Raw genomic sequence first — 16,478 nt, 5'->3', positions numbered from 1 at the left:
TAAAAAGGTGTCTTTTTACCATCTATAATGAGTAAAAGCTTTATTTGCTTCAGCCATTCTATGAGTATCTTCTTTCTTCTTAAAAGCAGCTCCCGTAGAATTATATGCATTTAAAAGTTCATTTGACAATTTTTCCTTCATAGATTTCCCACTAGACTTTCTAGCGGCAAAAATAATCCACTTCATAGCCAAAGCCTCTCTTCTCTCTTCTCTAACTTCAACAGGAACTTGATATGTAGCACCACCTACTCGCCTACTTCTTACTTCTACTAAGGGTTTAATATTATCTAAAGCTTTATAAAAAACAGCCATTTTATCACTATCTTCTAGCTTATCAGCAAGCAAATCAATTGAGCTATAAAGTATATTCTCGCTTATTGATTTTTTTCCATCATACATCATTCTGTTTGCGAACTTTGCAACAATTCTAGAATTGTACTTAGCATCAACAAAAATTTTCTTTTTGATTTTTTTATTTTTTCTTGACATATTTAATATTAATCCACCTTTCAATTAAGCTTTAGGCTTTTTAGTCCCATATTTAGATCTACCCTTTTTTCTATTATTAACACCAAGAGTGTCCTTAGCTCCTCTAACAATATGATACCTTACTCCAGGCAAATCTTTAACTCGACCACCTCTAATCAAAACTACAGAATGCTCTTGCAAATTATGACCAATTCCTGGAATATATGCTGTTACTTCAAATCCATTTGAAAGTCTAACACGCGCTACTTTTCTTAAAGCTGAATTAGGCTTTTTAGGAGTTACAGTCATTACACGTGTACAAATTCCCCTTCTTTGGGGACAATTTTGAAGCGCAGGAGATGCGGTCTTCTCCGTTTGACTTTTTCTAGGCTTCCTAATTAACTGATTAATTGTGGGCATTTATCAACGCTCTCCTTTTCTTGAAATCATTAGTAAAATGGTAACAAATATATCACTTATTTTCAAGCTAAACCTTAGAATCGATATTTTCGCTAATTTTAATTTTTTTATAAAGTCCCATACCAGTTCCAGTAGGAATTAAATGCCCAATTACAACATTTTCTTTCAAGCCTCTAAGATCATCTATTTTCCCAGCAATAGAAGCATCTGTTAACACTTTTGTTGTTTCTTGAAAAGAAGCTGCAGAAATAAAAGAATCTATATTAAGAGATGTCTTGGTTACTCCTATAAGAATGGGGCTTGCTATTGCTGGCTCACCACCCTGTTCTATTACTTTTCTATTTTGTTCATAAAAAGTATGCTTATCCACCTTTTGCCCATAAACAAAATTAGTATCACCAACTGCTACAATCTTAACTTTTTTCATCATTTGCTTAATTATTACACCAATATGTTTATCATTGATACTAACACCCTGTTTTCTATAAACATCCTGAATTTCTGCCAACAAAAATTCTTGTAAACTAATACCACCTAAAATTTCAAGCACATCATGAGGATTAATTCTACCATCACAAAGCATATCTCCTGCCCTAACGACATCTCCATCTCTAACCAAAAGATGCTTTCCAGCTGGAATATAATGCTTATGCTCAACCCCATACTCATCTAAAATATTAATAAGTCTTTTACCTTTTTGAATCGATTTAAATTGAATAATTCCACTTACTTTAGCCATTTCAGTTAAATTCTTAGGAATTCTTGTTTCAAAAAGATCATTAACACGGGGCAATCCACCTGTAATATCTTGTGTTTTTTCAGATCCTTTAGAAAGTTTGGCAATAACATCTCCTATGCTTATATTCTGGCCATCTTCAACTTGAAGATAAGCATCGCCTGGCAATACATAAGATGCAACCTCCATACCACTACTATCAATAATAAAAATTCTAGGATCAAGGGATTCAAAAACATTGTCTGTAATTCTTTTCTCAACATTACCTGTTTCAGTATTTATCTCTTCTTTAAGAGTGGTACCTAAAATAATATCCTTAAACTTAATTTTACCCTTAACCTCTGCAATAATAGGCTCTGCAAATGGATCAAATGTACCAATAACCCTGCCCGATTCAACATAATCACCAACCTCTATTTCAAGCTTTGTACCAGCCTTCAAGACAACTTCTTGTTCTTCCGATACTATAAAAAACTTATCGCCTCTTAATTTAATATACCCAATATAAGAAGAGGAAATCTCTACACCCTTTTTATTAACAAACAAAGGAATTCCCTTGATTACTCTTTGTGAATCTAAAACTTTAATCTCTTTTATGTTCTTAATTTTTTCCTCATAAAAAACATTGATTATTTTTAAAGTTCCTTTTCTTGTAAAAAGAATTCCATTGTCAACTCTAACATTAAAACCTTCTATACCATTAAGTATAAAAGCATTCCTTAAAGATATTTTATCATCCTCACTGCCAGCTTGAGCAACTCCACCAATATGAAAAGTTCGCATGGTTAATTGGGTGCCTGGTTGACCTATGGACTGAGCAGCAATTATTCCTACAGCCTCGCCAATGTTAACAGGTTTGTTCTTTGAGAAGTCTCTACCATAACACTTTTGGCAAACACCATGTTCAGCTTCACATGTTAAAACAGATCTAATAACAAGTTTCTCAATACCAATTTTCTCTAATAATTCTATTTTAGATTCTGAGATTTCTTCATTTGCATCTAAAACGATTTCACCGGTAATTGGATTTTTTATTCTTTCAATAGAATAACTACCAACGGCTTTCTCTTTTAAAGATTCTAATATTTCTTCTCCATTTTTTAAAGTTTCAACTTTTATTCCGTTTATAGTCCCACAATCTTCTATTCTAACAACAACATCCTGAGCAATGTCTACCAGTCTTCGAGTTAAATACCCAGCATCAGCTGTCTTGAGAGCAGTATCTGCCAGCCCTTTTCGTGCTCCATTTGTAGATATAAAAAATTCTATCACAGAAAGGCCTTCCTTAAAATTAGAAATAATTGGAAGCTCAATAATATCCCCAGAGGTTTTTGCCATCAAGCCTCTCATGCCAGCAAGTTGCCTTATTTGATTTCTACTTCCCCTAGCACCAGAATCAGCCATCATATATATGACATTAAATCCATCTCTGTCTTTCTTTAAAATTTCCATCATCTTATTAGTAAGTTCTTCATTCGTTTTTAACCAAACAGAAACTACATTATTATAACGTTCTTCACCAGTAATAACTCCTTTAGCATAATCATTTTGAATTTTAGCAATCTCTTTATTGGCCCTGTCTATATAAGTTTTCTTTTCATCAGGAACAATAATATCACTCATGCTAATTGTGCACCCAAACTTAGTGGCATATCTAAAGCCAAGCTCCTTGATAATATCAAGCATTTCAATTACAGTAGAAGAACCATGAACTACATAAACTTTTGATATTAAGATTTGTAGTTCCAAATCACTAAGAGTTTTATTTACAAATTCAATTCCATTGGGTAAAGCCTCATTAAATATAACTCTACCAGCTGTGGTTTTTTTGTATTCACTATCAATTTTTACATAAATAGAAGCATTGTAATCTAGGCTCCTATTGTTTATAGCAAGAATAACATTGCTAAAGTTTAAAAACTTTTTACCTTCTCCAATAACATTCTTTTTCTCCATTGTTAAATAATATAAACCCAAAACAATATCTTGAGATGGAAAAACAATAGGATGTCCATTGGCAGGATTTAAAAGATTATTAGTTGAAAGCATCAAAGCCCAACTTTCAGCTTGTGCTGATGGAGTAAGAGGCACATGTACTGCCATTTGATCACCGTCAAAATCTGCATTATATGCATGACAAACAAGGGGATGCAATTTTATTGCCTTACCTTCAACTAATACGGGCTCAAAAGCTTGAATTCCAAGTCTATGAAGAGTAGGTGCTCTATTCAAAAGGATAGGGTGATCTTTAATAACAAGATCTAAAATCTGCCACACCTCGTCAACTTCTTGTTCGATTAAATTTTTTGCTCTTTTAATATTAAAAACAGCCTCGCTTTCAATTAATCTTCTTATCACAAAAGGCTTAAACAGCTCAAGAGCCATTTTTGCAGGCAATCCACACTGATGTAGCTTCAACTCAGGGCCAACAACAATCACAGATCGACCAGAATAATCTACTCTTTTACCAAGAAGATTTTGCCTAAACCTTCCCTGCTTACCTTTTAACGCATCGGAAAGCGACTTAAGGGGCCTACTAGATGAGCCTTTAACAACTTTTCTTTTATGAGAATTGTCAAAAAGAGAGTCTACCGATTCTTGAAGCATTCTTTTTTCGTTTCTCACAATAATCTCTGGCACATTAAGAAGAAGCAACTTCCTTAATCGATTATTTCTATTTATGACTCTTCTGTAAAGATCATTAAGATCAGATGTTGCAAAACGTCCTCCATCAAGCTGAACCATTGGTCTAATCTCTGGGGGAATAACAGGAAGAACCTCCATAATCATCCATTCCGGTTTATTTCCAGAAATTTTAAAATTTTCAATAATTTCAAGACGTCTTAAGAGCTTCTTATCAGTCTTATCATCTTTATCTATCATTTGAATCCTAAGCTTAGATGAAAGCTCATCGAGATCAAGATTTTCAAGAAGAGTTTTAATAGCCTCAGCTCCCATTGAAGCATTAAAAGACATACCATATCGCTCTCTAGCTTCTATATATTCATCTTCATTTAAAAGCTGCATTTTTTTAAGATCAGTATCACCCGGTTCAATTACTACATATTTTTCATAATAAAGAATAGAATTCAAACTAGATGACGTAATGTCAAGCAAAAGACCAATCCTAGAAGGTATATATTTGTAATACCAAATATGAGCAACTGGGGCTGCTAACTCAATATGCCCCATTCTTTCACGCCTCACCTTAAAATGAGTAACCTCTACATTGCAACGATCACAAATAATACCTTTATATCTAATTGATTTAAATTTACCGCAATAACATTCCCATTCTTTTGTGGTACCAAAAATCCTTTCACAAAAAAGTCCATCTTTCTCAGGTCTTAAAGTTCTATAATTAATGGTCTCAGACTTTTTAACTTCTCCATAAGACCAATTTCTAATTTGATCCGGAGATGCTATTTTAATTTTTATTCTTTCAAAATCTTTTATCTCTTTCATAAAAACTCCAAAAACCTAGCTTTTATTAATCAATTCTTCTTCTTTTTCTGTCAAAGGAACTTGATTCCCATTATCATCGTAAATTGACAAATCAAGTCCAAGTCCTCTAAGTTCTTGCATTAGAACATTAAAAGACTCGGGAATCCCTGATACATTAGTGGGAATACCTTTTACTATATTTTCATATATCTTGACTCTACCTGACATATCATCAGATTTAACCGTTAAAAGTTCTTGAAGGGTGTGAGCCGCACCATATGCCTCAAGAGCCCAAACCTCCATTTCTCCAAGTCTTTGTCCACCAAATTGAGCTTTTCCTCCAAGCGGTTGTTGAGAAACAAGAGAATATGGGCCTGTCGATCTTGCATGCATTTTATCATCAACAAGGTGGTGAAGTTTAAGCATATAAATCACCCCAACCATTACTTCATTTTCGAACGGCTCTCCTGTATAACCATCATATAAAACTTCTTTAGAAGTTGAATTAAATCCAGCTTTTTTTAATTTCTCCTGAATTTGTTCATTTGTAGCAGATTCAAAAACAGGAACATTATAGGATTCGCCAAGATATTTGCCAGCAAGCCCTAATTGCGATTCCATTAACTGTCCGATATTCATCCTAGATGGAACTCCTAAAGGATTTAAGCATATGTCAAGAGGAGTTCCGTCTGCAAGATAAGGCATATCTTCAACGGGAAGAATTTTCGCAACAACACCCTTATTGCCATGTCGTCCAGCCATTTTATCACCCTCTTTAAGCTTTCTTTTTTTAGCAACATAAACTTTAAGCACCTCTTCAACTCCAGGAGAAAGATTGCTAACATCCTCTTTGGTAATCCTTTGCACATCAATAACTGTACCTTCAGTACCATGAGGAACTTTTAAAGAATTATTTTTAACATCTTTTGCTTTTTCTCCAAAAATGGAAGTTAAAAGTCTAAATTCAGGTGTAATATCTCCTTCTGACTTTGGAGTAACTTTACCAACCAAAATATCACCGGGCTTCACATAAGTTCCTATCCGTATAATTCCATTTTCATCTAATTTATTTAATATCTTTTCGCTAACATTAGGTATATCCCCTGTAACCTTTTCAGGGCCAAGTTTAGTTTCTCGTACTTCTATACTAAATTCTTTAATATGAATAGATGTATAAAGATCTTCCTTTACAATTCTATCAGAAATCAATATAGCATCTTCATAATTAAATCCATTCCAAGGAATAACTCCTAACAATAAATTATTGCCAAGAGCGAGCTCCCCATACCTAGTGGCAGGACCATCAGCTATTATTTCACCCCTTTCAACTTTTTGACCCTCTTTAACTAGTACAGATTGATTAAAACAGGTATCTTGATTTGTTCTTTCATATTTAACAATATGATATTCATCTAAATCTTTAGCATTCTCTGATTCAAAAGGTTTAACAACTATTTTACTACTTGTTGCAAGAATAACTTCTCCGCTTCTTTTAGCCTTAATTACCACTCCTGAATCCTTTGCAACAACACTTTCCATGCCTGTACCAACAATCGGGGGCTTAGGAAAAAGTAAAGGCACTGCTTGTCTTTGCATATTAGACCCCATAAGAGCTCTATTTGCATCATTGTGCTCAAGAAAAGGAATTAATGCCGAAGATACTGAAATTAACTGCCTAGGAGAAACATCCATATAGTCTATATTCTTGGGGTTTGTTGTGGTATAATCACCAGAAATCCTAACAGAAACTAAATCTTCAAGATACTTTCCATTAGAATTAAAAGCAGCATTGGCTTGAGCAATACATTTTTTCTCTTCGTCAATAGCGGATAAATATTCTAATTCGTTAGTCACTTCTCCATTAACAACTTTCCTATAAGGAGTCTCTAGAAAACCATAATCATTAACTCTGGAATAAGTAGCTAAAGAAACAATAAGCCCAATATTTGGTCCTTCGGGAGTTTCAATAGGGCACATCCTCCCATAATGAGTATAATGGACATCCCTTACTTCAAATCCTGCTCTATCTCTTGAAAGCCCCCCTGGTCCAAGAGCATTAAGCCGTCTTTTGTGAGTAAGCTCAGCCAAGGGATTTACCTGGTCCATGAACTGTGAAAGTTGGCTGGTTGCAAAAAACTCTTTAACAGCAGATACAATGGGTTTAACGCTTATTAATTCTTGAGGTTTTAGATTAAAAACCTCCTTGTTAGACATCCTATCTTTAGCAATTTTTTCAACTCTTGACATCGCACCTTTATATATATTAGTAAGAAGCTCTCCAACAGAACGCACTCTCCTATTTCCTAAATGGTCAATATCATCAAGAACATCATGTCCTTCATATATTCTCAAAAGATGAGATATCGTATTAACAATGTCATTCATAGTTAAAACAGATGTACTTAAATCATCAAGTCCAAATTTTTTAGAAAGTTTATAACGCCCCACACGTCCAAGATCATATCTTCTTTCAGAAAAGAATATGGTTTTTAAATCGTTTTCAGCATTTTCAATTGATATTGGCTCACCGGGAAAAAGAGCACCATAAACAGCAAGCATAACTGATTCTTTTGGAATCTCTTTAGAACCATCCTTTAAAGCAAAAAAAGCATCTTCTTTTTCAAGACAATTTAAAATAACATTCGAACTAACAAAGTACTTTCCAAAAACAGAATCATACCCATCAAAATCAACAAGCTCTATTTCATTTACTCCATTTTGTAAAAAATCTTCAATATCTTGAAGAGTAATCTTATCTCCTGCTCGATAATACATATTCTCTCTTATGTTGATACTTTTGGCTAAATATTGACCTGTAAGATCTCTTTTTGTATCATCTTCAACTTTAATTTTTTTAATGTTGTAAAAAGTTTCTATTATTTTTTCTCTCGTATCAAATCCCAAAGCCCTTAAAAAAAGAGTTATGAGTATTCTTTTTTTTCTATCAATTTTCACATAAAGATAATCTTTTTTAGAATCAATTTCAAATTCCAACCAAGAACCACGATAAGGAATTATTCTAGCAGAATACAAATCTTTCTCTTTATAAAAAACAACTCCTGGGGATCTATGAATTTGAGAAACAACAACCCTCTCAGCCCCATTAATAATAAAAGTACCCCTTTCTGTCATTAAAGGAATAGTTCCCATATAAACGTCTTTTTGCCTTATTTCCCCAGTAGTCAAAAATTGCAAATTCAGTCTTACTTTTAAAACAGCTTCATAACTTTGCCCCTTTCTTTTACATTCTTTTTCTGTAAAAGAAAGAGTATCATTTTCTATATAGTATTTTTCATACTCAAGAGCAACATCGCCATTTCCACTTTTAATGGGAAATATATTTCTAAAAACAGACTCAAGGCCTTCATTGAGTAAAGGTTTTTTATTTTTTAATTTATCAAGTTGTAAAAATTTTTCATAAGAATTTAATTGTATTTCTATCAGGTTAGGTAAGTCTAAAATCTCCTCAGCTCTTCCTTGTCCCAGATGAACTCTTTTTATCATTAAAAGACTCCTTTTTTAAGACATAACAAGCCGCATATCATAAAGACATGCGGAATAACAACTTTGATATATTTTTAATTTTTTATTTAACTTCAACTTTTGCGCCAACTGCCTCAAGTTTCTTTTTCAATTCCTCAGCATCTGACTTAGAAAGACCTTCTTTAATGGCTTTAGGAGCAGATTCAACTAAAGCTTTAGCTTCCCCAAGACCAAGTCCTGTAATAGCTCTAACCTCTTTTATAACATTTATTTTGCTATCACCAAAAGACATAAGAATTACATCAAATTCAGTTTGTTCTTCAGAATCAGTTGAACCTGTTGAGGCAACACCCCCTCCAACAGCAGCAACAGCAGCAGTTACTCCGAACTTTTCCTCAATAGCTGTTACAAGGTCAACAATTTCCATAGTTTTTGCACCCTCAAGCCAGGTCAAAATATCTTCTTTATTTAGTGCCATATTAACTCCTTATATATTTCATTTTACAGTGATAGCATGCACACTCTAAAATTAAGACTAACACTGTCATGTTAATTTTTAACATCAGCCAAAGCTTTCAATGTTCTTGCAAGCTTAGAAACTGGCGCTTTTAACACGCTAGCGAATAAAGAAATAGACTCTTTTTTGGTAGGAAGCTTACTATAGGCTTGAACTTTAGCCTCATCATAAAACTCTCCTAAAATAAAGCCACCTTTTACTTTTAAAGTACTACTTTTTACAAAATCATAAAAAATTTTTGCTACTACATTAGCTTCTTCTAACGCAGCAACAACAACTGTAGGGCCAACCAAACAAGAATCAACGACATTAATATTCTTTTCTTTTAAAACCATCTTCATTATATTATTTTTAACAACTTTTAAGGCTCCATGTTCACCTTCTATTTTATTGCGAAGATCTGTCAATTGAGATACACTCAAGCCTCTATAATCTAAGAAAAAAAGATTTTGCTTACTATCAATAAATTTTTTCAATAAATCAAACATTTCCAACTTTTTAGAATTTATCTTTGCGCTCATAATGTCACCTCCAAACAAAATCCACTTTTATAGAAGGCCCCATAGTAGATGAAATATAAACACTATCTATAAAAGCCCCTTTTAAATCGCTAGGCCTTTTTTTAACAACTTCCTTGATAAATTCCTCATAATTTTCTTTTATTTTTTCATTGTCCATAGAAGATTTACCAAAAGAAAAGCTTATTACACCATTCTTATTTGCTCTAAATTCTGTTCGACCTTTTTTAAGACTATTTATTGCATCCTTAAGATTATTCGTAACCGTTTGAGTCTTTGGATTGGGCATTAAACCTCTTTTCCCTAAAATAGGGCCAAGTTTTCCAACATCCTTCATCATATCAGGAGTTGCAACAACAATGTCAAATTCATCCCAACCACTTTTAATCTTATTTATAAGATCATCATCTCCAACATAAGTTGCACCAAAAGATCTAGCTTCATCTGCTCGATCACCTTTTGCAAAAACAAGTATTCTTTTTGGCTTCATAAATTGATTTGGCAAAACTATGGTATCTCTAACAGTATGATTCTTTTTCAAATTAAGGTTAATAGATATATCTATAGTTTCATCAAATTTAACAAATTTAATTTCTTTCAAAAGCGAAATTGCATCTTCAATGCTATAAAACTTACTCTTATCTACTTTAGAAAAAGCTGCAATATATTTTTTACCCTTTTTTGACATTATTTCTCTACCTCAACACCCATTGAACGTGCACTTCCTGCAATAATCTTAAAAGCTGCTGATTCTGATTTTGCGTTTAAATCAGGCATTTTAATTCTTGCTATCTCCATTAATTTTTCTTTTGATATAGTCCCAACTTTATCGGTATTAGATTTTTTAGATCCCGATTCTATTCCAATAGCTTTTTTAATTAAAATAGAAGCAGGGGGGGTCTTTATAATAAAAGAAAAACTTTTGTCGCTATAAACAGTAATTATAACAGGGACCACTATGCCGGGATCCATTTTTGCAGTTCTCTCGTTAAATTCCCTTACAAACTGAGGGCCACTAACTCCATGAGGTCCAAGTGCTTGCCCTATTTTAGCTCCTGGAGCTGCTTGAGCAGCAGGGACTTGTAATTTAATCCAAGAAATTGCTTTTTTTTTTGCCATATTATCTCCTTATGGTAATAACGCTTTCAAAGCTCCCATTAGTATCAAATTTTAAATCTTTTCTATATGTTGAAAATCAACTTCAACAGGAGTTGATCTTCCAAAAATTTGAACTGCAACTTTTAATTTCTTTCTTTCGTAATCAATAGAACTAATAAGTCCTTCAAAGGAGTCAAAAGGTCCGCCTTTAATTCTAACTCTTTCCCCTTCTTCAAAGTCATAAAGCATAAAAATAGATTTATTTGCTTTAATCTCACCAGTAAGCATAAAAACATTTTTTACTTCTTCATCATTAATAGGAATAGGTCTTTGCCCCTTACCAACACCAACAAAATTAATAACGCCTTGAATTTTAATAATACTAGCAACAATATCTTTCCAACCTACCTCTGGAAGATCTAACTCAATAAGAATATAGCCCGGCCAAATTTTTCTTTCTCTTATTCTTTTTTTGCCATTTTTTATCTCTTCTACTTTTTCAATAGGCGCTTTAACATCTAATACCACATTACTAAAAATACCTTCGCTTATTAAAAGCCTTATGTCTTGCTCTATTTTTTTCTCATATTGGGAATAAGTTTGAACTACATACCAAGCTCTAGGCATAATGATTTACCCTTCTTACAATAAAACTAAAACACATAGGTTACAACAAGAAACATGAGATAATCTACTATGCCCAAGAAAATTGAAACAAATAATACAAACCAAAAAATTTGTTTTCCATTTCCAACTACCTCATTATACTTAGGCCACGTTACCTTTTTAAGCTCCAAGATACTATCTTTTATAAATCTAAACACTTAAAGCCTCACTTTTATTCTAACAACAGGTCAGGAGGGATTCGAACCCCCAGCATACAGTTTTGGAGACTGTCGTTCTACCGTTGGAACTACTGACCTATTATTTATTATTTTATTTTTCCTTCCTTATGAAGAGTGTGTTTCCGCAATTTTGGACAATATTTCATTAATTCTAACTTCTCTTGCTTATTACGTCTATTCTTAGTAGTGGTATAATTTCTAATTCCAGTTTCCTCACAAATTAAAGATATAAGCTCAACAGCTCCTTTACCCTTTTTTTTACCCATATAACAAAACTCCTAACTACCAACAAAAGCCCTCAATCGGACTTGAACCGACGACCCCCACCTTACCATGGTGGTGCTCTACCAACTGAGCTATAAGGGCATTAATTCCTTATAAAACTCTTTATAATCTTAATTGATTGTTTATAAAAAAACAAGTATAAAATTTAACTTTCTTGTTTTATTATAACAAGTTTTCCGTCTTGTAAAAGTTTAATGTTATTGCTATTTGAAAACAATTTATTAATAGAATGCTCATCAAGTATAATATCTGTATTGTTTTTACCATAAATACTTTTGGCAATTAATTTTAAAGGACGATATCCAACCCTATTTTTATTGCTATAAAGAACATCATTGCTATACTCAAGCATTCCCCACTTTTTCAAAGCGTCTGAAGAAACCATTCTCTTGTCAAAGTATGGCCTAATGTTTTCATCATAAATTTTGATAAAAAAAGAATCTTCTAGCTTTTTAGAACCAATAGCATTATTGTAAACTTCACCTACATAAATCACAATTCCTGTATAGTCAGTTTTATCGATATCAGAGTTTACCAATGGATAAAAAGCTTTATAGGGCTTTTCATGCGAAAAAAACAAATTTATAAAATCAGGAAAAAGATTAAGCTCATATCTAACAGTCAAACTTCTTAAATCTTCTGAGTATTTTATATAAGATCTTTTCAAGATACTATTAGGCCCTGAAAAATTAAGTATTAAGTTGGGATTCAGATCAAAATAATTCTTAAAAGTATTTTCAGAATCCATAATTATCTTAAAAAGAGACTCTCTTATTAGCGTATCTTTAAAATCATTAATAGTTGCTATTAATTTAGACGCCGTATTTAAACCTACTGGCCTAAATTCATTTTCATTAATTTCTTTAACAATATCAAAGCAAATAACCTTCCTATCCCAATCAATTATTCTATGTACACTAGCCTCTGCAACCTCATCTTTTATTACAGAAACATTAGAATAAAGTGGAAACAAACAACTAAAAAGAAACTTAAGAAAATACATTATCTCATTCCTATTATTTTTTACCCAAATAGACGCCTATCCAAGTCCAACCATTATTAATTTCTGGATCTTTGGGGTAAACAATTTTTTTAAAAACAAAATACCATTCTCGAATATGATCCCAACCACTTGACTCAAGATAAGATATATCATCACTAGAATCCGCTTCAAGATGTTTTGCAAATTGTATTCCGTTTTTTCTTCTTCCCCCAAGCTTAATCATCGTAGTTAAAAAGCTGTTGGTATTAATAGAATTGCTTTTTCCGCCTTTTTGATCCCAACTTTGAATAAAGAAATTATTTTTATCTCTTATATTAAGCAGCTTAGACGTATCTCCAGAGAGAACAAAATTTTTAACGTCCTGGATTAAATCTCCTAAATTTCTATAAACAATAAACTCTGGATTATTAAAGTAATTAATTTTTGTAATAACATTAAAATAGTCTCTGGAATCTACTTTTAAATGTGCCCTTGGAATTGAAAGAAATTTTTTATAGTAAAAATAAGATTCATCATAATCTTGAACGTCTTCCAAACTTAATGCAAGATTATAAAAATAATTACCTTTTTCCTCACTATTTAAATTATCAATTCCTGTATTTAATATAAATTTGTAATAATCAATCTTATCGATTGAATCAATATTTAAATTGACAATCTTTTTAGCCACTCTTGTTTTAATTGAACAATTTTCATAAATAAAATCATTAAAATTGTCTACAACATTTTTATAAATACTAAAAGCGGTAAAATCTTCTCCCATAGAATTATAAATATTGCCCATTAAATAAAGATATAAAGGATAATACTCTCTAGATCCATCATCGGTAATTCCGTTATTTACAATTTCTAAAGCACTTTCATAATTTTTATTTGCAATATGTATATTAACCACTCTGTCAATAATAAGAAACTTATCTAGACCATTCTTATTAGAAGATTTTAAAAGCAAAGTAAGATTTTGAATCTCACTTTGCTTTTGTTTGCAAGAAGCAGCTAAAAACAAAGTGAGATTCAAAATCAAAATAAATTTAGAAATTTTTATTAATTGATTCATAAGAATATTTTACAACATAAATTGTACATAATAAAATACACAATTCAATTTAAATAACCATAAGAATTTATAAATACTAATTTAGCATGAATACATTTTATATTAAAACTAATAATACAAAACAGCAAAACAACATAGCTAAAATTTAAATTTCAAATTTTATATAAAAAAATTCAGCAAAAAAAAAGAATCAAAAATCACTTTATAATTGATAATAATAAACACAAAAACATTGAAAAATAACTTCATAATAACTTATAATGGGTGTTAATTAAACATAATGCTTATTTAAAAAAGCAATCATCTAAAATTAAACAATTTATTAAAGGAATACAAAGTCCACAAAAAATGAAAAAAGAATTCATTATGCTTTTATTATTATTTACAATAATAATAAATTTAAATTCAAAAAACGCTTATACAGGTGCATCAATAATAAAAGAATTGCAAAAAAATTTGTACGCTTTCAATAGCAAAGAATATAAAAACGATAAAGACACTTTAAATAAATTTATAAATTCAATAAATATATACGACAAAAAAACCCTACAAAATTTGGAAAAAATTAAAAATGATCTTTTTATAACATCTGTTTTTTTCAGCAATAAAAAAGGGGTTTTAATTGCACTAAACCTCGGGGCAGACATAAACTACAAACATAAAATATCTCCAATTTCAATTTCAATAGTAAACAATGAATTTGAAATTATAAGAATATTGGTAGATTATGGAATAAGACTTAATCAAATAGATGATACCGACCATTCTCCAATATTTTGGGCAATATATACTAATAACGAAAAAATATTTGAATTTTTAAAAGAAAGCGGCTCTGATTTAAGTTTTACGCTTGAAAATAGAAAAACACCAATGCAAGCTGCAATAAAAACAGAAAATATAAAATTAATTGAATACCTGGAAAAGAAAAAAATTTATATTGACGATAACTATAAAAAAGAACTTAATACACTCAAAACCAATAAATAATCAAAATTACAGTAAAATATAAAACAAATTCAATACCCATCGGATGCTTGAATATTTTTATCTTTATCAATCAAATCTTTGTATATAAAAGATTTTTTAGCAAGCATCTCTTTCAAACTTTTAGAAAAGGGTAAATTTCTCCACATTATACCGCGTACCAATTTTTCAAGCTTTTGAATCCCTTTACTCTCTTTCTCTATCCAAAGAAAATAATCTTCTAGGAAAAAATTTTTAACATTTCCTTTTTTAATACATTTAACATAATAATCATAATATTGGCCTGTGATTCCTGTTTCCATCCATCTAAAAGAAGATTGTTCTTTTGCAAGTTCCCAAATAAAATCACCAATGGCTAAAATAACCGCTTTTCTTAAATTTTTAGCATACATAGGTATTAATATTTTGCCCCTGCCATTTGCCCTATTCTTAACATCAATTGATTCCCAACAGATTCCCCTATCCCCATAAGATGGTATTAATATAAAATAAGGAACCACTCTAATCAAATCTCCTCTATATGCTCTTTGAAAAAGTTTGGGCTGAATGTCTTCGATTTCCCAAACAAGTTGCATAATTCTTTCTCTGCTTCCAAAAAATTGAGGATTAGCAACTACATTATTTTTCAAAAGAATAGGAAAATGATTGCCTCTTGGCCCTATTGCAAGTTTATTGGCACCTCTAATAACTTCAACTTCATCATATGCAATGGTTGATTCAAGAGGCATTCCAATGTTATTCATTTTATTTTGAACTTCAAAAAGCTCTCTGTTAGCATCTTCAATCTTATTGATAAAAACATTGATATCTCGATTCGATTTAATAAGATCCTCAACATAATCACTGGCGAAATTCAAAGGCTTTAAAATTGAATTGGCATAAGGACTTTGAACACCGTACTCAGGAAGATAAGTTAAATCGTTTTGGCTGTCACTTGAAAACAAAAATCCAAAAATACTTCTTAATTTGCAAAGGGCTTCCTCCCTAATCTTATTGCTTCTTTTGAGACTGCTCTTTGCAAAATCAATATTTGCCAAAAGTTTTTCCTTTTTATTGAGCAAAATTTTTTTCATATCTTCTTCTTTAAAATTATCCATCGGCAAATCAGTTGCTAATCTGCTAAGTTTAAAACTATGAACCCCATAAAGCCATTCATCAAAATAAATAAAAGACTCATTATAATGATTGTCCCAAATAGTTTTTGAAATTAATAGCTGAATTTCAGACCCAAGTGCATTTGGAATAAGGGCAGCAAATCTAAATAAAATTTTCTGCTCCATAGTCAACTTTGAAATATTTTTTGCAATTGCCCTAAGAAAAGACCAATAAATGTTAATAACTTGATTATATTTTAAGATTCTGTCAACTTCTTCTGACCGCGGATTTAAATAATCTACTAAAACTTTATGAAGCTTTATACCAATTTCTTTACTACTTGAAATAAGATTTTTATAAAAATCTTTAGTAAAAAATTGCTTATCATGCTCCTCTAAAGTTAAAATATTTGGCAATCTTGAATCTAAATCTGTATCCACAGAATCAGGATATCTATACAAAAAACCCCCAACAACATCCAAAAGCAAAATAAAAACACACGTACAATTGTAACTCTAAAGTTTA

15 protein-coding genes and 2 tRNA genes are annotated in these 16,478 nt (G+C 31.4%); 1 reads left to right on the top strand and 16 read right to left on the bottom strand.

The features are described from left to right. Nucleotides 1-15: 15 nt before the first annotated feature. The 15 genes from rpsG to QIA41_RS02300 form a co-directional block, all read right to left on the bottom strand. Entirely contained in the window at nucleotides 16-489 is a 474-nt protein-coding gene (rpsG, locus tag QIA41_RS02370; RefSeq protein WP_320292434.1) for a 30S ribosomal protein S7, read from the bottom strand. Nucleotides 490-513: 24 nt separating this feature from the next. Then, nucleotides 514-888, bottom strand: coding sequence for a 30S ribosomal protein S12 (rpsL, locus tag QIA41_RS02365; RefSeq protein WP_002656492.1), 375 nt, complete (start codon nucleotides 886-888; stop codon nucleotides 514-516). A 67-nt stretch (nucleotides 889-955) separates the two neighbouring features. After that, nucleotides 956-5,089 (bottom strand): DNA-directed RNA polymerase subunit beta', encoded by a 4,134-nt coding sequence (rpoC, locus tag QIA41_RS02360; RefSeq protein WP_320292433.1) that lies wholly within the window; start codon nucleotides 5,087-5,089, stop codon nucleotides 956-958. A gap of 15 nt (nucleotides 5,090-5,104) precedes the next feature. Then, nucleotides 5,105-8,572, bottom strand: coding sequence for a DNA-directed RNA polymerase subunit beta (gene rpoB, locus QIA41_RS02355; protein ID WP_320292432.1), 3,468 nt, complete (start codon nucleotides 8,570-8,572; stop codon nucleotides 5,105-5,107). An 82-nt stretch (nucleotides 8,573-8,654) separates the two neighbouring features. Then, on the bottom strand, nucleotides 8,655-9,029 hold the full coding sequence (gene rplL / locus QIA41_RS02350) for a 50S ribosomal protein L7/L12 (protein WP_320292431.1): 375 nt from the start codon (nucleotides 9,027-9,029) through the stop codon (nucleotides 8,655-8,657). Between the two features lie 71 nt (nucleotides 9,030-9,100). Next, on the bottom strand, nucleotides 9,101-9,589 hold the full coding sequence (gene rplJ / locus QIA41_RS02345; RefSeq protein WP_320292430.1) for a 50S ribosomal protein L10: 489 nt from the start codon (nucleotides 9,587-9,589) through the stop codon (nucleotides 9,101-9,103). 4 nt (nucleotides 9,590-9,593) lie between these two features. Further along, a complete protein-coding gene (gene rplA / locus QIA41_RS02340; RefSeq protein WP_320292429.1) occupies nucleotides 9,594-10,274 on the bottom strand; it encodes a 50S ribosomal protein L1 in 681 nt (226 codons plus the stop codon). Continuing rightward, nucleotides 10,274-10,705, bottom strand: a complete 432-nt coding sequence (gene rplK, locus QIA41_RS02335; RefSeq protein WP_320292428.1) for a 50S ribosomal protein L11 — start codon at nucleotides 10,703-10,705, stop codon at nucleotides 10,274-10,276. Before rplK ends, rplA begins: the two co-directional genes overlap by 1 nt. A 51-nt stretch (nucleotides 10,706-10,756) precedes the next feature. Beyond that, nucleotides 10,757-11,311: a transcription termination/antitermination protein NusG gene (gene nusG / locus QIA41_RS02330; RefSeq protein ID WP_320292427.1), complete on the bottom strand. Its 555-nt coding sequence runs from the start codon at nucleotides 11,309-11,311 to the stop codon at nucleotides 10,757-10,759. A gap of 26 nt (nucleotides 11,312-11,337) precedes the next feature. Continuing rightward, nucleotides 11,338-11,508 carry a preprotein translocase subunit SecE gene (secE, locus tag QIA41_RS02325; RefSeq protein WP_320292426.1) on the bottom strand — a complete coding sequence of 57 codons (171 nt, stop codon included), beginning with the start codon at nucleotides 11,506-11,508 and terminating at the stop codon, nucleotides 11,338-11,340. Between the two features lie 26 nt (nucleotides 11,509-11,534). Beyond that, nucleotides 11,535-11,607 (bottom strand) — tRNA-Trp (locus QIA41_RS02320). An 8-nt stretch (nucleotides 11,608-11,615) separates the two neighbouring features. After that, nucleotides 11,616-11,795, bottom strand: a complete 180-nt coding sequence (gene rpmG / locus QIA41_RS02315) for a 50S ribosomal protein L33 (protein ID WP_002556991.1) — start codon at nucleotides 11,793-11,795, stop codon at nucleotides 11,616-11,618. A 27-nt stretch (nucleotides 11,796-11,822) separates the two neighbouring features. Further along, nucleotides 11,823-11,895, bottom strand: a tRNA-Thr gene (locus QIA41_RS02310). Nucleotides 11,896-11,959: 64 nt separating this feature from the next. Continuing rightward, nucleotides 11,960-12,817 (bottom strand): hypothetical protein, encoded by an 858-nt coding sequence (locus tag QIA41_RS02305; RefSeq protein WP_320292425.1) that lies wholly within the window; start codon nucleotides 12,815-12,817, stop codon nucleotides 11,960-11,962. Between the two features lie 13 nt (nucleotides 12,818-12,830). Beyond that, nucleotides 12,831-13,874 (bottom strand): tetratricopeptide repeat protein, encoded by a 1,044-nt coding sequence (locus QIA41_RS02300; RefSeq protein WP_320292424.1) that lies wholly within the window; start codon nucleotides 13,872-13,874, stop codon nucleotides 12,831-12,833. Nucleotides 13,875-14,222: 348 nt separating this feature from the next. Here QIA41_RS02300 and QIA41_RS02295 point away from each other — a divergent pair, with 348 nt between their 5' ends. Then, entirely contained in the window at nucleotides 14,223-14,861 is a 639-nt protein-coding gene (locus QIA41_RS02295) for an ankyrin repeat domain-containing protein (protein WP_320292423.1), read from the top strand. A gap of 29 nt (nucleotides 14,862-14,890) precedes the next feature. On the opposite strand, the gene QIA41_RS02290 is transcribed toward QIA41_RS02295, so the two are convergent. Beyond that, the gene (locus QIA41_RS02290; protein ID WP_320292422.1) at nucleotides 14,891-16,441 is read right to left on the bottom strand and encodes a hypothetical protein; all 1,551 of its coding nucleotides are present in this window, start codon (nucleotides 16,439-16,441) and stop codon (nucleotides 14,891-14,893) included. Nucleotides 16,442-16,478 lie beyond the last annotated feature (37 nt).

This window comes from Borreliella sinica, from assembly GCF_033969665.2.
Lineage (GTDB): Bacteria > Spirochaetota > Spirochaetia > Borreliales > Borreliaceae > Borreliella > Borreliella sinica.
This window is presented reverse-complemented; position numbering and strand designations above follow the sequence as displayed.

Coding starts and splice junctions, on each gene's coding strand:
- rpsG (WP_320292434.1), bottom strand. CDS start 489: ATGTCAAGAAAAAATAAAAAAATCAAAAAGAAAATTTTTGTTGATGCT.
- rpsL (WP_002656492.1), bottom strand. CDS start 888: ATGCCCACAATTAATCAGTTAATTAGGAAGCCTAGAAAAAGTCAAACG.
- rpmG (WP_002556991.1), bottom strand. CDS start 11,795: ATGGGTAAAAAAAAGGGTAAAGGAGCTGTTGAGCTTATATCTTTAATT.
- rpoB (WP_320292432.1), bottom strand. CDS start 8,572: ATGATAAAAAGAGTTCATCTGGGACAAGGAAGAGCTGAGGAGATTTTA.
- nusG (WP_320292427.1), bottom strand. CDS start 11,311: ATGCCTAGAGCTTGGTATGTAGTTCAAACTTATTCCCAATATGAGAAA.
- rpoC (WP_320292433.1), bottom strand. CDS start 5,089: ATGAAAGAGATAAAAGATTTTGAAAGAATAAAAATTAAAATAGCATCT.
- QIA41_RS02295 (WP_320292423.1), top strand. CDS start 14,223: ATGAAAAAAGAATTCATTATGCTTTTATTATTATTTACAATAATAATA.
- rplJ (WP_320292430.1), bottom strand. CDS start 9,589: ATGAGCGCAAAGATAAATTCTAAAAAGTTGGAAATGTTTGATTTATTG.
- QIA41_RS02305 (WP_320292425.1), bottom strand. CDS start 12,817: ATGTATTTTCTTAAGTTTCTTTTTAGTTGTTTGTTTCCACTTTATTCT.
- rplA (WP_320292429.1), bottom strand. CDS start 10,274: ATGTCAAAAAAGGGTAAAAAATATATTGCAGCTTTTTCTAAAGTAGAT.
- QIA41_RS02300 (WP_320292424.1), bottom strand. CDS start 13,874: ATGAATCAATTAATAAAAATTTCTAAATTTATTTTGATTTTGAATCTC.
- rplL (WP_320292431.1), bottom strand. CDS start 9,029: ATGGCACTAAATAAAGAAGATATTTTGACCTGGCTTGAGGGTGCAAAA.
- rplK (WP_320292428.1), bottom strand. CDS start 10,705: ATGGCAAAAAAAAAAGCAATTTCTTGGATTAAATTACAAGTCCCTGCT.